Origin of the sequence: Psychrobacter sp. Rd 27.2, assembly GCF_001921755.1 — a bacterium.
GTDB classification, from domain to species: domain Bacteria; phylum Pseudomonadota; class Gammaproteobacteria; order Pseudomonadales; family Moraxellaceae; genus Psychrobacter; species Psychrobacter celer.
This window is the reverse complement of sequence record NZ_MRYB01000008.1, coordinates 66,743-87,767: the sequence shown is the minus strand read 5'-3', so window position 1 is coordinate 87,767 and position 21,025 is coordinate 66,743. Positions and strand designations below refer to the sequence as shown.

The window sequence follows — 21,025 nt, the reverse complement described above, 5'->3', positions numbered from 1 at the left end:
CGCCTTTCATTTAGATACTAAGCCTCAATCATGACTCAACATTCATCCCTCGAAATACGCCAGCGTACCCTGCAGCAACTATTTGCCCATCCTGTGCGCCTACTTGCTCCAATGGAAGGTTTGACCGATCCATTAATGCGGCAAATTTTAACGCAAATTGCCGCCGACTTAGGCCGCCCCTATGATTGGTCTGTCAGTGAGTTTATACGGGTGACTCAAACGCTGCTGCCCGCACATGTGTTTTATAAATATGTGCCAGAGCTACATCAAGACACCAAAACGACTGCTGGTACGCCCATACATATCCAGCTACTCGGCAGTGACGCTAGCCTAATGGCAGAAAACGCCGCGTACGCCTGTGAGCTTGGCGCGCCAGCGATTGATATCAATTTTGGCTGCCCTGCTAAGACCGTCAATAGCCACCGCGGCGGCTCGGTACTGCTCGATGAGCCAGAGGTCATGTATGATATTATCAGTGCCGTACGCCGCGCGGTGCCTGCCCATATTGCCGTCTCAGCAAAGATTCGCTTGGGTTACACAGATACCAGCCGTATGGACGATATCCGAGGTGCGATTGGGGCTAGTGGCGCAGACTGGCTGACCATTCATGCCCGCACCAAAACCCAAGGCTACAAGCCGCCCGCTTATTGGGACAAAATCCAAAATTTTAATAAGCTTGATATCCCAGTGATTGCCAATGGCGAGATTTGGAATAGTGAGCAAGCACAGCAATGCATGAGGCAGGCAGGCACGCCGCACCTGATGCTAGGACGCGGCGCTGTGACCCGTCCTGACTTGATTGCCCGTGTCGATAGTAGCCATGATGATGAGAGCGCGGCGGCCAGCGTTAGAGCAGATAGCAAGACCTTGACGTGGCACGCACTCATACCGCATCAAATTAAGTTTTTGGAAGGGGCAGCAAAAAACGATGTGGTACTGGTGGGCCGCTATAAACAGTGGCTGGGGATGCTGACCAAAGGCTATGATGAGGCGCAACCGGTGTGGGAGCGCATCAAGCGTGAAAAAGACAAAGCCGTCATCATCGATGCTCTTATCGCCAGCGTCTCATCAGCGACAGCATAAACAGCAAAGACAATAACGGCTCGTCTTTTATCATAAAACAGAAGCTCGCCGCGGTGGCTAGTTGTTCATAAGCCCTAGCGCTAGACGCTCACACGTATTGCTAAATAAAACAGCATGAGAGGACACGCCATCGATAACGTCCAAAGTATCGAACGAAACGTCGCCAAATTGCTGATATAAGCGATGCAAAAGCCAATACGAATCAGTACGTACAACCAAGCCAACACGTTGACAATCAGCTGAGGCACAAAAAACAACATCGCCACCAGCACTGCTGCCAAAAATACCGGCAACGTCTCATAGCTGTTTTGCTGAGCGGCATTGGCGCGCGCAGCGGCGCCCGTTGTCTCTTGCAAAAAACGGCGCGGATGGGCGTTGTCAGCCAACCGAAAACCGCCAAGGGCTTTTGCACTCAGCGCCATCACGAGTGGCAACAAGCTTGCCACCACCATCGCCCAAATCGCGGATGCGGCGGTATCAGGAATCAACCCAAAAAATACATTCATGCGCGCTCTCGCCCCTACCCTGCAATCACTTCAAAATCATGAGTCACATTCACCCCGCCCTGTACCAGCATACGACTGGCCGAGCAGTATTTTTCTGCTGATAGGTTCACCGCTTTTTCGACCTGCTTATCCTTGATGTCTTGACCGGTCACGATGAAGTGCATATGAATATCGGTATAGACAGCAGGGACGGTCTCAGCGCGATTTGCGCTCAGCTCACAACGTACATCCGTGACCTCTTGACGTGATTTTTGTAAGATAGACACCACATCATAGCTGGCACAGCCGCCCAAGCCGAGCAAAATCAGCTCCATCGGGCTTGCGCCATTTTCTTTGTCGGCGTCGATTTGCACATGATGCCCTGAGGGTGACACGCCCAAAAATGCTTTTTTCTCTTGCCACGTGACACTTGCTTTTGATTCTGACATGTTCGTTTTTCCTTATTTTGATTGGCAGATGATCTGATTATTATTTTCAATAATACACGCGATAAGGTTAGTGTAGCACAAGCCAAAACCAGATTTTATAAAGACCTGATAAAGCAGTAGCCATCTGTATTTATTTGACGGCAACTTATCGTCATAACGTTGCATACCTTATTAGCAAACAACCAAAACCAATAAGCAACCCAACTCTAGTTTGGTTATATTTATCAAAATCACCTTAAGAAACTAACTTACAAAAGTCTATTTATAAGCTATTGATTTTAATAGGTAAAACTCGTGAAACATTTTATAGCAAAATACTGTTACACATTTTGCTTGTTTCTTGGTTTAATAACGGTAATGAATCTTATTTTGGCCAGATATAGGTGGCAATCGACTTATAATAATTAAGATTGTCATCATGGTATCGGTTTGAAATAAGCTATTTTTAAACAAATTAAAAGGGTTAGTCATGATAGATGCAGACGGCTTTCGCGCCAATGTCGGCATCATCTTGGCAAATACACAAGGGCAAGTACTGTGGGCAAAACGTATTGGTCACAACGCTTGGCAGTTTCCTCAAGGCGGCATCGACCGCGGGGAGACGCCGATGGATGCGATGTATCGCGAGCTCTGGGAAGAGGTCGGCCTACATCCGCGTCATGTAGACTTATTGGCCGTCACTCAAGACTGGCTGCGCTATCGTCTGCCTAAGCGTTATGTACGCCATGGACAGCACCCTTTGTGTATTGGGCAAAAACAAAAATGGTTTTTGCTGCGCTTAGATGAGCCGAATACTCAACACATTCGCTTTGATGAAGGTAAACCAGAATTTGACCACTGGCAATGGGTCAGTTATTGGTACCCTCTGGGACAAGTGATTCATTTTAAACGTGGGGTATATCGCCGCGCCTTGCAAGAGCTAGTGCGCGAGCTTCCCCTAAAACAAGAGCTGATCCTTCCGGAACAGGACAACCATTTGCTGGCATGACTTTGATAGAGTCTTGATAGCGTTTTGACATAGTTTTGGTGTGATTTTGGCATCGCTAATTAACTATATATGCTCACCGTGATACTGTTATGGAATCACCGTGAGCATTTTTATGCGCCGGTTGCAGCCGCGCTTGCCTCGCGGCTAACGAGCGTGGCGGTGGTTTTTTTACTACTTGCCCCTTTATGCTTGTCTTGGCGCAAGGTTAAGATGCTTTGAGTACGGGTACCATAAGTAGGGAGAGGTGCCTGCCGCTGATCAAATGCCACAGGCTCGATATAGACAGAGGACAGCATCTGCTCAACCTCTCTACTCATGCCGGTATCGGGTAGCTGATCGGCGGGGGCTTGTCGGTTGTCAGATAGCACCGCATAGGCAGCGTCCTGCCAGTAAGCAGGCGAGCTGTCTTCGGCGATAAGTGGCAGCACTTCTTGACGCAGCCTACCACGCAGTTTTTCGGTTTTGAACCAACCGTCGTCTGGCTGACCGTTTGAGATCACATGCAATCCTGCATACAGTGGCGTGGGCGCATGGCCGCGATTATTGACCATCACTGCTTGCAGCGCATCACCAATGATCAGGTTAAAACCTGCATAGTCTTGCAACTCAATTTGCCGAGCAAAGTCCATCGGGCTTCTATCACTGGTCAAAAAATCTGTAACCAGTGCCCCACGCGAGCGCTCATCTGCCCCTGCCTGCACCCCATCACGAAAGTTTAGCACCGCCGCCCAGCGTCCATTTTGCTCATAAAGACCGTCGTGCATGACTTGGTGAATACCCAGCCAAGTACCGCCACTTTGCTGATCGCGACCTGCATAAATCGGCTTATCAGGCCACTGGTGCAGCGGCTCAGTCGGACGCTGCAAAAACTCATCTCGGTTGGATAAGAGCACCAGCGGCACCTCATCAAACAACTGCCAAGCGATGGCGACGATACACATAGTTTTCCTTTTATGGGATTGGTAGTTTATGGGACTGGTCGTCTTTTTAATAGGTAATCTTTTCAGTACAAAATAACGTCGTTCAAAATAGCCTGCATCTTTCTATTCTTATATTAATTGGTGCGGAGTTTTTTATCAGCAGGATAGCTAATCTGTGTGGTCGATTGAATCACTTTTGATTGTTTACTTGGCAAGTCAAACTCCCAAGCGACCATGCCGGTATTGTCATTCCAGTCGCGTTCAGTGACGGGCGGGGTATGCACCGTGGTTACTTTAAGACTGTCATCACGGCTGATAGTCTCACTGCCCAGTACCTGCAAGCGTCTGGTGCGGCTATGCTGATTGGTCAATTGATAAGCTTCGGTACTACTTAAGGTTTGCTTACGATTAAACGCGCCCTTATCGCCTTGTTTATCTTCGTCGGTTATTTGCTTGATGAGGATATTTGGATCAACGCCAAAGCCGATACCTTGCTCTTTGAGCGTTTGATACTGATAGCGCGCTTGACCAATATAGTTATCATCACGGTAGAGCTGAAGTGCTCCATCGGCCCATTCAGGTGTCAAAAATGGTGCCGACGCATACCAATAAGCCGTTTGCTCAACACTTGGCGTACTGCGGATCCAAAGCTTACTACGACCAGACTGCTCATCGACGACCGTACGCACGTGCCTGCCATCGCTTGGCAGGCTCACGCGCTGCGGCAACCGGTACTCGATGATGCCGTTTTTGTTTTGACGACTCACGCTAAAGCTTGGCAGCGGTGCCATCGTCGGTGCCGCTGCTTCCCTGTCATCGCTACTTCTTTCTGAGACGACGATGGGAGAAGGCTCCATCAGGGATGATGCAACCCTAGCACGTGATGCTGGCTCTTTTTCATATAAAGACAGGCGCGCCACATTTGGCAGCTGGCCTGTGGTGCGTTGATTGGGGTTGACTGAGCTGAGTACGACAGGGACGTTTTGCCAATTCTCTCCGGTCTGCTGAGCGATGATGGCGGATGCGGTAATGCTAAGCTGCTCGGTATTGGTATCGAGACGCGCCTGATAAGTCGGCTGCCAACCTGCGCCGCGCACTTGATAATGAAGCTTTACCGCGGCGGGCTTGCGGCTGGCAGTACGCACACTGACCTGTGTTACGCGATTTTGCGTCGATGTGCTACTGCCCGCCATCGTTTGATTAAGCGTGGCCTGTGCCCGTGCTTGCCGCTGCTTGATATCCCATATGCGTTTATTGATACTTGCCGCTTGTGTTTCTATATCACGGGCGTTATTGGCCACTGTGCCCTCTGTACTGAGTTGACTGACCTTGGTGAGGTTTTGTAGATAGGCTTTTGCTAGATTGGCGGCTTCTAGCTCGGCATTGATTTTAGCAAGCGCGGCTTGTTGCGCTTGTACATTGGCATCGCCCTCATACTGACACTGCGCTGCTTGCTCACCGCTTAGCGTCTCGATACTGACTTCACCGAGATTGACGCTTGTGACGGCCTGCACGCTCACGCTGTCTTTGTCGATATAAGGAGACAAGCAAGAAAACACCAGCGTCTGCTCTCCATTACCCTTGACAGGTAGCACGCGGGTGACACTGGCCAAGCCTTGATAAATAGTGACTTGCTCGATACTGCTACTTGCTGCATATGCAGGCGTCAGGGATAGTGCCAGCAGACTGGGTAGGCTGAGCAAGATCGGGCCTTTTTTTGCCCAATGGTACTCAGTGGCTGCTGCTACTTTTGATACATCAGCTTGCATAATCTATCCTTAAAATACGGTTTATCCATTCATACGGCCTATCAGCGCCAGCCCATATCCGCTCATGCTTCTGAAAATATTGAGGTATTTATCATTAGCAGCTTTTTTATATCTTAGCGGTTTTCTGTCGTGGTTTCTAGCGGCTGGCAGGCGCAAATCACATTTATGCAGTCTCTGTGATGCAATTGTCTAACCGTAATTTGGTATGCCTGCCAAGCTATTTTTGCTATTATGACCCCCATTCTATTATCAATAATTATGATGTCCTTATGATGATTCATCCTCAGTACGATCCCGTAGCGCTGTCCTTGGGCCCTGTAGAAGTACATTGGTATGGCTTGATGTATCTGCTGGCATTTGCCGCCGCGTTTGGTCTGGCATGGTACCGCAGTGGCCAGCGTGAGAGCTGGAACACTGACATGGTGTCAGACCTTATTTTTTATGGCGCGCTCGGTGTCATTTTGGGTGGCCGTATCGGCTATGTGCTGTTTTATCAATTTGGTGAGTTGCTACAAAACCCCGCTTATTTATTTAAAGTGTGGGAAGGCGGTATGTCGTTCCACGGCGGCATGATTGGGGTTTTACTCGGCATGTTGTATTTTGCCCGTAAGTACAGAAAAACGCCTTTTCAAGTGCTGGATTTTATCGTGCCGTGTGTACCGACGGGGTTATTGTTTGGCCGTATCGGCAACTATATCAACGGTGAGCTGTGGGGGCGCGTCTCTGATGGCGGCTATAATTGGCTGACCTACTTCCCGCAGGCCGCGGCTTTTGATATGCAGCAGTTGCAAGCCAATCCTCAATTACAAGAGTTGATGATAGAGGTCAACGGCCAGTATTTACTGCCCCGCCACCCATCACAGCTCTATGAGGCCTTTGCTGAAGGTCTGCTGCTATTCTTGTTTTTGTGGTGGTACTCTGCCAAGCCGCGTCCACGTATGGCGGCATCGGCGATATTTTTATTAGGTTACGGTATCAGCCGCTTTATCATCGAGTTTTTCCGTCAGCCAGATGCCGACCAAGGCTTTATCTTACTTGGCTGGATGACCAAAGGCCAAATACTGAGCACACCAATGATTATCATCGGCTTTGTACTATTGGTTTATGCCTATAAACGCGGTATCTATGACTGGGGTAAGCAAGCGGCTTATTAAGCGCGCTTGCACTATAAACGTCCGAAAAACAGATTAAGACTTATTTAATGACGCGCTTTGATAGCGTAGAAGAGCAATATTATGAGCAGTTACAGTAGTAAAAACGAGCAAGCTTATTTGGACTTGCTGCGTCACGTCATGAATGAAGGCAGCGAAAAAGGCGATCGTACGGGCACAGGTACGCTAAGCCACTTCGGCGCGCAGATGCGTTTTGACTTATCAGACGGCTTCCCGTTACTGACCACCAAAAAAGTCCACTTTAAATCCATCGTGTATGAGCTATTGTGGTTTTTGAGCGGTAGCACTCATGTCGATTATCTACAAGAGAACGGCGTACGTATCTGGAACGAATGGGCCACAGCGGAGCAGACGGCGCGCTTCAATCGTCCTGCAGGCGATTTAGGACCAGTATACGGTCACCAATGGCGCAACTACGGCGCGACCAAAGACGAGAATGGCCGCTATAACAATGATGGCGTCGATCAAATCGCCCAAGTCGTGGAGCAAATCAAGACCAATCCCAACTCCAGACGCTTGATCGTCTCTGGCTGGAACCCAGGTGAAGCCGAGCAAGTCGCCCTGCCGCCTTGTCATACGCTGTTTCAGTTTTTTGTCGCGGACAACAAACTCTCCTGCCAGCTTTACCAGCGCTCAGCGGATTTATTCCTATTATTCCCCTATAATGATAATTCACAGTATGAATTATTAGCAGCCTAGGAACATCTCATTTCTCTATACTTATAGTGAACATCAGGTCATGCATAATATGATATACAATTTAATCTATGTATTACTTTGGCTTGTATTATGGATATTAAGATTTGTTCCAATAGAGAATTAGACCTATCAAAATCTTATTTAATTAGTGAAATACCAGACCTATTACTGGATCAGAAAGTCAAAGTGAATGGGGTTGGTGTATTTGATGATAGTGGTAAAATTCTCCCTCTTATCTCTGAGTATCTATCATATCAATTCAAGCACGAAAAGATTGCTCATGAAACAGCAAATACATATGGCAAAAACCTAACTTACTTCTTAAAGTATATCCGTAGTCGTCCAGACTATAGCGATGATGAAACTGATGAGGTCTTCATTACAGTCCCAGGGTATGTAATTCAGGAATACTGTACTTTTCTAAGTGTTGAAGAACATAGAAGTTCAGCTACTATTAGAAATCGTGATGGAGCAATATACGCTTTCCTCCATTTCCTCTGCAGTCGCACAGAAGACCGTCAGCCGCTTAGAGAGGACAATCCATATAGTAATGGATACTTTTCAAAACTACCAAAGCGTACACCAATTACTTCATGCACTCTTGATGATCTTTTCATATTGATTCAATCTACTCGATTAGAACGAGAACGAGTACTACTTCAGTTTTTATATGACTCTGGCGTGAGGCGTTCGGAGTTGATCAGGGTTACTCTTAAAGATTTTAGAGATACTGTCAACTTTAACTCTGAAAAGTTCATTTCAGTAGAGTCCGATCAACCTATTCATGCAGACTACGTACCTTTAGCCATTAAAGGTAGCAAGGGGCGTGGAAATCAAATCAAACCACGGTGGACGTTAGTTAGTTCGGCTACCATTAAACGTATACAGAAATATCATGCGTCTCCGCTCTACAAAAAACATGCTCGCAAATATGTAAATCCAGATGAAACCCCAGCATTTTTTAATGCTAAAGGTACTCCTTATACACGTAAAGCGATAAATGAGTTACTTGAGCGTATCAGCAAACGTGCAATAAAGAAAGGTCGCCTCGATAGAATAATCTCTCCTCACAAGCTACGGCATGGTAATGCCTATGCAATATTGCAATCAAATGACCTAGGATCCGACTACCTAGATCGGCTCGTTATCGTACAAAAAAACTTAGGTCATAACCACCTCAGTACTACCCAAATGTATACCAGCATCCCTCAGGAAATTTATAATACTATTTGTGATGAGAACGGGGACTTACTAACTAGAGCTGAGAAGATGAGCCGCTTATCAGAACAGACAAAATTGAAAATTGGCATTAAGGACATCAAATGAAAAAAGATGGAATAGCCACTGATCAATTGGTAAATACATGGGTAGAGGGCTTATTAAAGAGTCCAAACCAACTCTTAGCCTTGCCACTTAGCAGCCATTTAAAGAGCTCTTGGAGTGTCAATATCACGTCTGAATTTTTAGCGAAAGAGACATCTATCACGATCAATGAAGCTAATAAACGAAAGCACCTCACCGTTTCATTGATAGAGAAAATGGCTGAGATGAAGGTTGTCGCAAAAGGAGCTTCTAGTAGAGAAAATATAACTCGACAGAGAATACTATATTGGTATAGCAATCTAAGTTTTAATGATAAGAAAAACCTTCCTCGTTTGACTAAATCTATAAACAATGTTTGCTTCAAATCAATAGGACACGAGCAGGGCTACTGGAATGTTTTAGCAACTCAATATGAATTGGTAGCAAAAACAATCGATGAGATTCATGAAGATCTCTGTAAACTGGGAATTATAAGTACTGATTATAATACAGTCGAATCTAGAAAGCGTCTCATTAAAGACGCCGAAACTGCTATCTTAGAGTGGGTATCAAGAACAATTGAAGATACAGAAACATTGTGGGAAATACCAATTAGTAAGGCTGAGAGTGCTCTAGGCTTTGGTATAGCCGTCAAGCATATTCAACATGCTGTAGTAGGTGTCTCAAGTTCTGCTGCACAACGTTACAGGGAGCTTACGAACCCTTTGATCGAAAAGATGATCAAAGAAGGGATTCTAGTAATACCAGATGGGAGCTATGAAGCTGCTGGCATCGAAAGCAGGAGGAAGCTACTGAATTGGTACAGACAGTTATCTGAAAAAGAAAAGCATACTTTACCTATTTTTGGTAATAAGATTTCGCTAAGAAGAATGTCTTCAGAACAATTACCTATAACGAAAGCCTCTTTAAGATTTAATGTTGTTAGAAGTGCTTGGGACTTCATTCACAAAGATCTTGAAAAACTTGGAATTATTGACCCAGATTATAAAAGCGTTGCTGAAAGAACAAGTGAAGCGAACGTTAATAGAAAAAACTATAGTGAAAGTCAGATAGAACGTTTTCATAGACTGGCAGCCAGAGAGTTAAATGCTGCTGATGACTTCTTCTTTCCTTCAAAACTAGAACCGTTTATTCAGATTGAGCAACTGTTTGCTTGTACTAGCAAAACTGTCTCTTCAGAATCAGGCAAGAGTAACTATAGAATTGCGAGTAATTCCTTTATATATTTCTTATCTGAACTATATGGTAATTCACCTTTAAAAATTGTCACAGTTTTTGATGAGCATCTCCTATCTAGATATCGAAAATATTTAGAGAAAAAAATAATAAGTAAAGAAATATCAAGTTATCATGCAAATACACTTTTGAGTTCAGTACGCAGAACACTGTGTAGGCTGACCCAAGTACGTGACATGGAGTATAGCTTTTTCGATATAAATGGCTTTACTGTAAGTAGAGAAACAGATGTTAAAAAGCCATTTACAATGAACGAGCGAATTCAGGTATTAGATGCTATCGAAAAAGGATTGTGTCAATCTAGAGCAGCTCTCATACCTTATAAAAAAACTGGTATAGGGAAAAATCCTTTGAATGAGAAAGGTCGTATAATAAGAGGCCTTTCTACATTAGATAATGCGAGATGGCTGTTTGAAAACCCCTTGATGTGTAAGCCAGTTCATTACCATACAGCAGAATCCCCTATCGAGATATCTTTCTTGAAAATTACTGCCCGTTCAGACAAAGGACTGAGCGAGATATATAACGAATGGGGTGTTACTCCAATGATAAATATGGACATACTAACGCCCTACCTCTTAAGGCTTGCTCAAATTACAGGCTTAAATACAGATTCTTTACTTTCTCTCAACGTGAACGATTATCTAGAATCTCATCCAGCAACATCGCGACCTTGTCTTAGATATTGGAAAGAACGCTCTGATGGCTACAAGGAGTATCATCTCGATCTTTTCAATGCAGAACTGACATGGCTTACATCATCTCAAGCTAAATCGATAAAAATTATTTTTGAAGAATTAGTCCAATTAACTAGTGGGATTCGGCAAGACATTGAAGATGATGCTTTTAAAGATAGGTTGTTCATCTATCAGTCGGATAGTACAAAAAAGCACGGCAGAGTGTCTCCAATATTAGGAAACAAAGAAAGAAATACAAAAGCATTAAAAGCTAGTTCATCTAAGTTTGTTGATAAATATAACTTAAAAAATGATGCAGGAGAGCCGTTAACTCTTACAATAAGCAGATTTAGACCAACCTTTGTTAGTGAGATGTTAGACAGTGGAGTGACTTTACGCGAAATTCAGCTCATGTTAGGGCACTCCTCAATTCAAACGACTATTGGTTACCTCGACTCTTTTGACTTCAATACGATAAGTAGAGTAAAGTTAAACGATAAACTAAAAGAAATACATCAATCTACTTTGAATAAACAAACTCAAGAAGTACAAACTAGAGATACCAACGAATTAGCAATAACCTTCCATACCCCTTTAGCAGAATGCAGGAATATTTTTGATCCGCCGGATTTTGTAAAAAACCTTTCATCGTATATTCCTGGTACTCCATGCTCACAATATAATAAGTGTTTAGGTTGTGACAATGTCATTATTACGGCTAAAAACCTCCCTGAAATCTTTGCAATGAAGCGTGACTATACGCTTTTGACAGAGCACACTCGGGTTATGGATACCCCCTACGGACATGTCATTTCGGAGAATATGGAACTAATAAAAGGCATTACAGATCCAGCATTGTCTGACTTTTCCTTAGAGGATCTAAAGCATGGACAGCGTTTAGCAGAGTACATTGAAACCACTACACTAGTTGATGGAGTAATTTGATGGACTATGAAAAAAAATTAGACGTGTTGACAGCTTTTGCAAAACATCGTTTCTATGTTTTAGAAGCCTTAAATCCTATTACGGATCAGAGGAATGAGTGCCTTCAGCATAAGCACACATTTGATATAGAGTATATGACGTCTCTTATGGACAAACCCATATCAACACTATCAAAGTTTTCTGATAGCGTTTGGAACTTTAATAAAGATTATCCTAATGCTGCAAGAAATGTTCAAGGTGCAAAGCTACGAATCAATTTTTCAAAATATACAGCGATTCCGGCATTTGTTTTGATAGAAATGAAAATTATATTCGAGTTGGCTTTGCTCAATAGTTCCATCTTCAAGCTGCAGAAAAACGAGGGTAAAAGCCGATCAAAAAAAACATTAAAAGCCAACTCCTTGATTAAAACTTTTGAAAGTGGTTTAACATTTATCAATGAACTATTCAAACAAGCATCTCATGAACTAGGTTATGAGTTTGTTCAGGAAAAGATTAAAACATTATCCGATATAACACCCGAACTGTATCCCATAGCGGCTAAAAATTATGATCGTGTAAGAGGTGTAGAGTTAGATAGATTCTTTAAATACTTACGCAGCCCAGCTTCTGTTAAGTATGTATTCGAAAAGCCTATTGCTCATGTAGAGTTAGATAGCCTGAAATGGAAGAGAATAGCGAATGTTGGTAAAGAAAAGAAAGATCAAGTATTACCAGACTTGGTCTTTGAATCTTTATCAAAGATTGCATCTTTTATTGTAGTAGATTTTTTAGACGCTATAGGAGACAGTGAGAGGATATCAGATACCAACTCTCTAAAACGTTTCAATACGAGCGAATATTTATCATGGGCTAGTCAAGAACGTGTTACGCATGAAGCTCTACATGGGTACATTGCTATGCGATTAAGAACCAAAAATTATTCTTCAAATTTTGTTATGAATGTAATCGAGCCCTATGATTGGATGCTAGATAAAGATTCTAAAGTTATGACTGGGATAACTATACGTAAAAAATTGAGAGAACGCGGTTATAAAGCAGATAACCTTAGGAAATACTTTAACCTCGTAGCGTATGCCTGCACGTATTTAGTGGGTCAGTATACTGGTATGAGACCATCTGAATTATCAGAAGTAAGAGTTCAGAATTGTTCGTGCTTAATTCAAAGTGATGCCGTTTGGCTAATTGAAAGTACGGTCAAAAAGCATAAAGATGAAGTTAGTACAGGTTTGTTTGACGATAGATGGGTAGCTATACCAATTGTTAAGGACGCAGTATTAGCAGCTTCGTATATTTCAAAAATCAAGGCCTCACCATACCTACTTTCTAATGTAGATACTGTTAGACCTGGTAGTTTCCCTAAGTCTGTGTATAGTAGCAGCCTTACACATCAAATGAATATTTTTATCAGCCAACTATTAGGCGAAAAAACTGCTAAAGAACTAAAGTTCAATCCATATATGTTAAGACACACCTTAACATATCAACTATTTAAGGCTGAAGTAGGTCTACCTCTAATATCGTTTCAATTGAAGCATTTTGTGGATAGCGTCTCTAACTATACCTCTGCTGGGTCTACTTCATTAGTAACGCTAGGGTATGGTGATATAGGTGAAATGCTATCAAAAGATGGGAACCGAAAAGGTGATAAGAAATCATTGCGCCGAGTAGCTGAATTAGAGGCTATTAAAACAGCCCATAATCCAAATGGCACGTATTACGGCGGTAAAGCGAATGAGCATAAAAAAGGTCTAATTAAGACGTTTAGCGGATATATGGCTGAAGGCTACACGGAAGAGGAAGTATATGAGGCTATGGTAGATCAAGGTGTTGCAATAGTATATATGGGCCAAGGGATTTGCTATGGTAATAGAGCAGAAGAATATGATTCAAGCCTACCATGTATTGGTTCACTACGTTGCAATCCAGCTCGATGCAAACAAGCCGTTGTAACTACTAAACATGCGCCTAAATGGCGTGAAGTTTATACGTTAAACAAGCTTAATCTCAATAAACCAGAATATTTGCATAATCGTGAGCAAGTTCTAGCAGCAATGAACGAAGCGAGAATGGTACTGGAAAATCTTGGTGAGGAAGTTGAACTATGAATGCTTATGATCAAAAGAATAGCGATGATTATGATGCAAACACATTGCTATTGGAAAAGGCATTGTCGGATATTAAAGGCAACAAGAGGTTGAAAGCCACTGTAGCACAACTTTCAGAAATGACTGGTATTCATCGGAACACCATCTCAAACCGCGTTTGGCCTGTCCAAGAGCTTAAACAGATCAGAGACTCTCGGAAAACCGAAGAGAAATCACGTAAAGAACAAGTACGTTTAAGCACTGCCAATGTAAAAAATGCGCTAGAAGCAAAGCTAAGCCGAGCACAAAGTGAGGTTATCTACTGGTTTAATGAATATCAAGATATAAAAAGGGTCGCTGAGCACTCAGATAAACGGTTACAAAAGATGAGAGAATCAAGAGATTATTATAAAACACTATCTGACACAGATAAGAGATCCCTATCAGAAGCCAGACAAGAAATTGAGAAATTGAGAAAAATGTTAGTTTTAGAAGATACAAGATCGAAACAGCTTATGCACTAGTCTGTCAAAAATTATCTATTCTATAAAGAGCATAATCTTAATTTCCTCTTGCTTAAAAGCTAGCGAGAGCTTAGCTAATAAGCATATACCCTATAGCATAAATCACATATATTGATACTTTATGCCTAATAGAAATTTATCACTTTTCTCAGCTTTCACTTTATGCTTATATCAAACTGAGAATGGATAGGCAATAGACTCATGATACTGGTATCCTTCAACTTTAAAGTCATCCAATGTTACCCATGTTTCAATATCTTCGAGAGACTTAATTTCAGGGTTAATATGAAGCTTAGGTGCCGGATAAGGTTCGCGTTTTAATTGCACGTCACGCATTAATTCTAATTGATCTTCATAAATATGTGCATTTACGATCTTATGATAAGCTTTTCCGGCCTCGTGGCCCGTAATTTGAGCCATGAGAGCTAGTAAGGTAAACACTTGAATCTGATTAAAATTTTGACCTAATGGTACATCACATGAACGTTGTGATGAAGTCAAATAAAGCTTTCCACCTAACAACGAAAATGTATGAGTATGCATACAAGGACGTAAACATCCCATATGAAACTCACCTGGATTGTAGAAGGTTAGAATTTCACCTCGGTCATCAATACCGTTTCGCAAGTTATTATAAGTCTTACGAAGTTGGTCAAACTCCTCTCCTACTGAATTACGCCATCTGCGTCCCTGTACACCATAAACTCGGCCCATATCATCCTTACCTTTACGATAAGGATTAGCTAACCAAGCTTCATTTTCATTGGCATTAGCGTTCCATGTATTACATCCAATAGCTCGAAACTGATCTGCGCTATCATAACCACGTAGATACCCTAATAACTCTGCGATAGCTGCTTTCCAATAACTCTTTCGAGTAGTTACTAAGGGAAACTCATTAGCTCCTACATTGTAGTTTAAATCAGCATTAATAACGGTTAAGCAGCGTTTTCCAGTTCGTTCATTCTCGACCCATACACCCTCATCAACTATACGTTGACATAAATCTAGATACTGTTTCATTCAATAACCTTAGTTGGACTACAAACTTATCTCAAAAGGTGATTTTTGTTGAACTGCGTGGACAATACATTTTACCTTTTGATTTCATTGAGCATTATAAAGTTTCAAGGCTCAATTGTACAAACCTGTTCGTAACAACTAATTGTCTTAATAACTTATCAACAGACTATGCCCCAATGGAGCCAATGAAACCGAATCATTCTATCTAACATCATTTACCATAATGCACCTTTATGGGAATAGTCGGCTATTTGGGCTGTACTTTTAACTAAGAAGGACTACAAAGAATTGATTTAACTATTTAGTATGAAAATATTCGATTTACTTGATTAATGCCTTCCATTACTTCAAATAACCTTTATGACCTGAAAAATACCCCTTCAAAGTCATCCTATCAAAGCTATAAACATGGGCATGAGGTGCTTCTCTGCATCGACCAACTAACGGCTGCTTTTGATCAGGTTTGCCATCAGCTAGTTCAATAGGGGCTGTGCAAATTGGACAAATGGAAGTGAAGGCCGTTATTCTCGCTATTCTATAGCCATCAGCTCCCTTATACATCTCAATATCAGCATTGTCTGTATTTATATTTGCAAACAACAAAGGCGCTTTACTGATACGGTGGGTCATTAAATGATGTAAGGGTTTAAAGAACCATATAAAATTCATATAAGCGAATGGTATGAACGCTAATATAATTAATGCTGTTGTTAGGCTTAATGATGGCAAATCCTTTATGAATATAATAAATAAGACTGCGAACAAGACGATCAGTATATCTACAAGAAGACTAATAAGCATTAAAGCAGTCAACAGTAAGCCTTTAGGGCTGTACATCTTTAATTCACCATTCTTAAAAAAAATTCGAGTGAGAATTGAGGGTTTTATTGTTGAGCTATGTTCTCTCACGTAAATTATCTCACCATAGTCGTCAGGTGAATCTTCATCTTCTAATGCCTCAGACGGTAGCAATAGTTCAACAGGTTCAATATCCAACCAAAATGCCTTTTCATTACCTCGACCACCTCTTGAAGACTCAACCTTAATTACAGGTATATAGCCAACACGATTAAGTATTTCGGAGTCCATTTGAGTTCGAACAAAATCGGATAAATACTTTTGGATCTTCCTAATATTTATCTGCTGTTGGGCTTCTTTGCTATCGATATCATCTAGACTGACATTCTTATCAATGGCATAAATTATTTTACGAGTAATTTTGTCAGGCTCGTAAACATCACCTTCATTTTCTGGCAGGCTCTTTAGCCTACGCTCTAACATTATCTGTACATAACGCTGGTTTTTAGTTTCGTTATGATACAAGTCAAGACGATTGCTTAAATTCTCAAATAATTCTAAGTATTTGTTTTTCATTAGTATTAAACCGACTCAAACCCGTTTGTTACCCCTTTTAGGGGTGTTTACGCAAAATACTCAGCTCATACTAACCTCAGTTTTTACAAACCCTAAAGAGGATAGTAACCATGCTAATGAATATTGCTATTAATGATCTAGATCAAATTGTTGGTATTAAACAAGTAGAAAGAGGACTCGCTTGTAACTGTTATTGTTTTGAATGTAGCGAACCCGTTGTTGCTAGAAAGGGAGAGAAAAACGAGCATCATTTCGCTCACTCTAGTAATAAAGAAAGTTGCCATATCAACCCTGAAAGTATCCTACACAAGTTTGCTAAGCAAGTCATTATGGAGAAAAAATGTGTGGTATTGCCACCCTTGCCAGAAACAGATGAGACTGAAGCAAAAAATTGGCAATTCTCAAGCTTAGTAGCAGAGCAGGCTGTTGGCTCAATTCGTCCTGATTTATTAGCAAGTATTGATAATGAGATGCTGTTTATCGAAGTTGCCGTGACATCTTTTGTAGATACTCACAAACTTAATTTCATCAAACAATTAAGTATCAAGACCATTGAGATAGACTTGCGAGAACTACTAAAGCGCAAGGTCTGTATTCCTAGTGATGAAGCAAAACAGTTCATTCTAGAACAAGTAGATAATAAAAAATGGTTATACCCTGAAGCTAAGAAACCTGACGACCCGTTGGCAGATTGGTTAAGTACGACGCCTTTACCTGAAATCAATACGAACCATGTTGCTGATGATAGTGAAAAAGCTCAATCTAAGCTCCCCAACAGTTATGTTAAACATCGCTTTATTATTAATAATGTATGGGTAGATGCATGGGTGTTTAACGATGGGGGTATTTCAGTAAAAACGGTCAGTTATAATCCAGAGATTATAGCTTTACTGAAGCAATGGAGCAAAGAAGGTGGTGGTAGATATACACCAAAATTCAAAGCTTGGAAGTATTGTAATCCTTTCTCTCATACGGTGTTACTACGTTTGCGAGAAATGGATACTACACCCAAACTCTAATTTCTTTGCGATGGATATATCAATACTACTGCAATCTGGATGAAAAACACAATGAACATGAAAAGATTTACAAACCGCAAATTTAAATTTTGTTCTACTTGTAGCTCTAAACAGACACTTAGAGTGATTGAAAAAGATGACTGGAAGCTAGGTGGTTACCATTGTCCAAAGTGTAATGCCGATACTGTTGATAGCTTCGTGCTTGTTGATTATTATGAAAATGGGTGCAGGATTGTCGCTAAGAAGATGAAAGCCTATGATTTATTTAATAGAAAGTAACGCTTTAACAAACTACAGTGGAATTATTGGAGACTCAACAATCTGAGAGCTAGCTGCTAGTTCGATACCTGTATAACGCACCAACCCAATAATTAATGAGGTGGTAATTGCCGAACTGATTCAATTGGTTCGGTTCCCTAGTGAGGACTTGAATCTTCGGCTGTGTGCTAATGACACCAATAGTTTGGATTATTGAGATAGTAGTGATGTACTTCACAGTATACATAACGTTAATATTTTAAGGTTAAAGAGAGTTACTTTTGATTTGATATTCATCATATCCATTTTTGTCACCAAACGTCAGCCCCCAACAGAGACTGACCAAAATAAAAACGTCAGATCCAGTGTTAATGCTCTGACGTTGAAAGCGGGCGAAGAGATGACGCTGGTTGATAATGTGGTTGTGGAATAAGCATTTAGTTCATTTGAGTACCTGTCACGCTTGTTTTTACCTGCATGATGAGTGATAAGCAATAAAGGATTAATGCTAAGGCTAAAAAAATAAAAGCCAGAGGTAAAAACAAGCTTTCTTGAAGCACGCCATCAGAAGCAATGCCACCATAAAATAAGCTTTCCATCAGTCCAGACAGTGTAGCGAGGGCCAACATAATTGAACCACTGATAAATAATTTAGATGTCATGAAAGCTCCATAGGCTGATATTTAAGAATAATAAGTCATTTTAAATTTAGAAGCATTCATCAAGTCATGAGTGCCTAGGCCTATATCGTATATGAAATAATCTTCGAATTGGGCGCGCTCCTATTTTTTCATAAACTATTCATACTCGATTTTTAAAAATATCAATATTCGTTAAAATGTATTTAGCAGTCGTTGACTATAAAAATTCGTGCGATCAAGCTGTAGACCCAAACTCAAATCGCTATCATCTGTTCTACCAAAAAATCTAAAAAAACGCGTGTTTTTGGTGAAACCATATCTCGCTTTAAATAAATAGCGTAAGTAGCACTAAGCTCTTCATAGGGACTAAAAATATGATCTGGCATGACTTGAACCAATGACCCGTTCGCCAATTCACTTTTAACAGCCCACAGTGGTATTAGCGTTAGGCCTGCATGACTCAATACTAGCTGCTTCTGACCATTCACCGAGTTCACTGAAACCTGACTATTAATCACCAACTTTTTACGATCTTCTGCTATCAAAAACCACTCTTTCCAACCGTTATAGCCATATCGGATACATTGGTGATCAGCTAGTTCGTCAATGCTAAGAGGCGTGCCATTATTTTTTAAATATTGGGGGCTTGCACACAGTAGAAAATCATTAAATACCAAGCGTCTGGCAATCATGGTCGAATCAGATAGGCGTCCACTTCGAATAGCCACGTCAATATTTTCTTCTATAAGATCTACAACCCGCTCTGTTAACTCAATTTTTATATCAATATCTGGATATAACGACATAAATTTCGGTATTAACGGCAATACCATGCTTTCACCAAAACCGACTGTCATGCTGATTTTAAGCTTACCCTGTGGCGTTATTTGTAAATCATTAACGGCTCTTTTGGCATTATCAAACTCTGACACAATTCGCTGAGAGTATTCGTAATATTTGTGCCCCGCTTCAGTCAAACTGGTGTTTCTGGTCGTTTTATTGAGCAGACGTACGCCCAACTCTTTCTCAAGCACTGCTAACTGCCGTGAAATAGAAGACGGCTGTACATCAAAGATGCGGCTGGCTTCTGAAATGCTACCAGTTTCGACAACACTATTAAAATATGCCAATCGATTTATTGAGCTCATTGCCACTCCTTTATTAAGTTGATAGATATTCCATTTAACTGTAACCATGGCTTGCTCAAAAAGCAAAAGTAATTTGTTTACTGGGTAATGGTTTGCTGGATTAGCAACGTCTAAACTGATTGTCCTGAAACAAACAATAAGACATTCACACCAGTAAAGGGTAATAACATGAAAGCGATGATCATTAAAGAAATCGGTACAACTGCAGTTTTTCAATTGGCAGAAAAACCAAAACCAACGGCAACACTAGGTCACATGGTTGTGGAAGTGAAAGCCACTAGTGTGAATCCTATTGATACCATGCTGCGCTCAGTCGAGCTGCCTTGGTCGGAGAATTTGCCAGAGATACTACACGGTGATGTAGCTGGCATTGTGAGCGAGATAGGTGCCGACGTCACTGAATTTAGTGTTGGTGACGAAGTTTATGGTATGGCTGGTGGCCTCAACGGTATTGATGGTGCACTTGCTGAATTCATGTTGGTCGATGTGCGTTTAATGGCTAAAAAGCCTAAAACACTCAGTATGAAGCAAGCCGCAGCCCTGCCGTTGGTCGCACTCACTTCTTATGAGGCACTCGTACAAAAAATGAATGTCAAAGAAGGCGATAATGTCTTGATTCATGGTGCAACTGGGGGCGTTGGTCATATTGCCGTTCAGCTAGCAAAAGTACTTGGCGCGACAGTCACCGCTACCTACTCTCCTGCTAATAGTGCACTAGCACAAACACTAGGCGCGGATCATCTAGTGGATTATACAACGGCGGAGGTTGATGACTATGTGGCGACGTATACTGACGGCGTGGGTTTTGACAAAATTTTCGATACGGTGGCTGGTGATAATATTCAAAAATCTTTTCAAGCCGTTAGATTCAATGGCCATGTCGCCACTATTTTACCCATTGCTGATCCATTGCAAATTGCTCTCAAAGCCTTATCCTTTCACGGTGTTTTGGTGCTCATTCCATTATTTCATGGCATCAACCATGAATCGCACGGTCGTATCCTGACAATGATTGCGGAGCTGGTTGATACTGGCAAAATCACGCCTATCATAGATGATAGTAACTACTCTATTTGGGAGGTAGCGCGCGCGCATGACCATCTTGAATCAGGTAAAGCAGTAGGTAAAATTACGCTTACTATATAGTAGTATTCGGACGTGTCCTCATTTTGAACATGACGATAAAAATGAGATAAATTGCTGGC

General features: G+C 41.7%; 17 protein-coding genes and 1 pseudogene. 10 read left to right on the top strand and 8 right to left on the bottom strand.

All coding sequences use genetic code 11. The annotated features are described in order from the left end of the window. Positions 1-30 precede the first annotated feature (30 nt). Positions 31-1,083, top strand: a complete 1,053-nt coding sequence (locus BTV99_RS08445; RefSeq protein ID WP_075101931.1) for a tRNA-dihydrouridine synthase — start codon at positions 31-33, stop codon at positions 1,081-1,083. Between the two features lie 80 nt (positions 1,084-1,163). Here the strand turns inward: BTV99_RS08445 and BTV99_RS08440 are convergent, their stop codons facing one another. Beyond that, positions 1,164-1,589, bottom strand: a complete 426-nt coding sequence (locus BTV99_RS08440) for an MAPEG family protein (protein WP_075101930.1) — start codon at positions 1,587-1,589, stop codon at positions 1,164-1,166. A gap of 14 nt (positions 1,590-1,603) precedes the next feature. Then, entirely contained in the window at positions 1,604-2,017 is a 414-nt protein-coding gene (locus BTV99_RS08435) for an OsmC family protein (protein ID WP_075101929.1), read from the bottom strand. A 469-nt stretch (positions 2,018-2,486) separates the two neighbouring features. Between BTV99_RS08435 and BTV99_RS08430 the strand changes: the two genes are divergently transcribed. After that, positions 2,487-3,005 (top strand): RNA pyrophosphohydrolase, encoded by a 519-nt coding sequence (locus tag BTV99_RS08430; RefSeq protein WP_075101928.1) that lies wholly within the window; start codon positions 2,487-2,489, stop codon positions 3,003-3,005. A 110-nt stretch (positions 3,006-3,115) separates the two neighbouring features. Here BTV99_RS08430 and BTV99_RS08425 read toward each other — a convergent pair whose 3' ends face one another. Both BTV99_RS08425 and BTV99_RS08420 read right to left on the bottom strand, forming a co-directional pair. Continuing rightward, positions 3,116-3,946, bottom strand: coding sequence for an NRDE family protein (locus BTV99_RS08425; protein ID WP_075101927.1), 831 nt, complete (start codon positions 3,944-3,946; stop codon positions 3,116-3,118). Between the two features lie 113 nt (positions 3,947-4,059). Further along, positions 4,060-5,694, bottom strand: a complete 1,635-nt coding sequence (locus BTV99_RS08420; RefSeq protein WP_075101926.1) for a DUF4139 domain-containing protein — start codon at positions 5,692-5,694, stop codon at positions 4,060-4,062. Between the two features lie 269 nt (positions 5,695-5,963). On the opposite strand from BTV99_RS08420, the gene lgt reads away from it, so the two are divergent. The 6 genes and pseudogenes from lgt to BTV99_RS08390 all read left to right on the top strand — a co-directional run bounded on the left by lgt (position 5,964) and on the right by BTV99_RS08390 (position 14,357). After that, positions 5,964-6,848, top strand: coding sequence for a prolipoprotein diacylglyceryl transferase (gene lgt / locus BTV99_RS08415; RefSeq protein WP_075101925.1), 885 nt, complete (start codon positions 5,964-5,966; stop codon positions 6,846-6,848). A gap of 81 nt (positions 6,849-6,929) precedes the next feature. Continuing rightward, positions 6,930-7,556, top strand: a pseudogene (gene thyA, locus BTV99_RS08410) (thymidylate synthase); the annotation flags it as partial. 99 nt (positions 7,557-7,655) lie between these two features. Then, positions 7,656-8,891, top strand: coding sequence for a tyrosine-type recombinase/integrase (locus BTV99_RS08405; protein WP_075101923.1), 1,236 nt, complete (start codon positions 7,656-7,658; stop codon positions 8,889-8,891). Further along, a complete protein-coding gene (locus BTV99_RS08400) occupies positions 8,888-11,746 on the top strand; it encodes a tyrosine-type recombinase/integrase (RefSeq protein WP_075101922.1) in 2,859 nt (952 codons plus the stop codon). Before BTV99_RS08405 ends, BTV99_RS08400 begins: the two co-directional genes overlap by 4 nt. Beyond that, positions 11,746-13,854: a site-specific integrase gene (locus tag BTV99_RS08395; protein ID WP_075101921.1), complete on the top strand. Its 2,109-nt coding sequence runs from the start codon at positions 11,746-11,748 to the stop codon at positions 13,852-13,854. The genes BTV99_RS08400 and BTV99_RS08395 overlap by 1 nt, the downstream gene beginning before the upstream one ends. Then, on the top strand, positions 13,851-14,357 hold the full coding sequence (locus BTV99_RS08390; protein WP_075101920.1) for a hypothetical protein: 507 nt from the start codon (positions 13,851-13,853) through the stop codon (positions 14,355-14,357). Before BTV99_RS08395 ends, BTV99_RS08390 begins: the two co-directional genes overlap by 4 nt. Positions 14,358-14,528: 171 nt before the next feature. On the opposite strand, the gene BTV99_RS08385 is transcribed toward BTV99_RS08390, so the two are convergent. Both BTV99_RS08385 and BTV99_RS08380 read right to left on the bottom strand, forming a co-directional pair. Next, positions 14,529-15,380, bottom strand: coding sequence for a thymidylate synthase (locus BTV99_RS08385; protein WP_075101919.1), 852 nt, complete (start codon positions 15,378-15,380; stop codon positions 14,529-14,531). 342 nt (positions 15,381-15,722) lie between these two features. Further along, entirely contained in the window at positions 15,723-16,754 is a 1,032-nt protein-coding gene (locus BTV99_RS08380) for a hypothetical protein (protein WP_075101918.1), read from the bottom strand. A gap of 110 nt (positions 16,755-16,864) precedes the next feature. Between BTV99_RS08380 and BTV99_RS08375 the strand changes: the two genes are divergently transcribed. Then, entirely contained in the window at positions 16,865-17,773 is a 909-nt protein-coding gene (locus tag BTV99_RS08375; protein WP_075101917.1) for a competence protein CoiA family protein, read from the top strand. Positions 17,774-18,468: 695 nt separating this feature from the next. Here the strand turns inward: BTV99_RS08375 and BTV99_RS08365 are convergent. Next, a complete protein-coding gene (locus tag BTV99_RS08365) occupies positions 18,469-18,693 on the bottom strand; it encodes a hypothetical protein (protein ID WP_075101915.1) in 225 nt (74 codons plus the stop codon). A gap of 233 nt (positions 18,694-18,926) precedes the next feature. Beyond that, positions 18,927-19,820, bottom strand: coding sequence for a LysR family transcriptional regulator (locus BTV99_RS08360; protein WP_075101914.1), 894 nt, complete (start codon positions 19,818-19,820; stop codon positions 18,927-18,929). 168 nt (positions 19,821-19,988) lie between these two features. Between BTV99_RS08360 and BTV99_RS08355 the strand changes: the two genes are divergently transcribed. Beyond that, positions 19,989-20,966: a zinc-dependent alcohol dehydrogenase family protein gene (locus tag BTV99_RS08355; RefSeq protein WP_075101913.1), complete on the top strand. Its 978-nt coding sequence runs from the start codon at positions 19,989-19,991 to the stop codon at positions 20,964-20,966. The last annotated feature ends 59 nt before the right edge of the window (positions 20,967-21,025 follow it).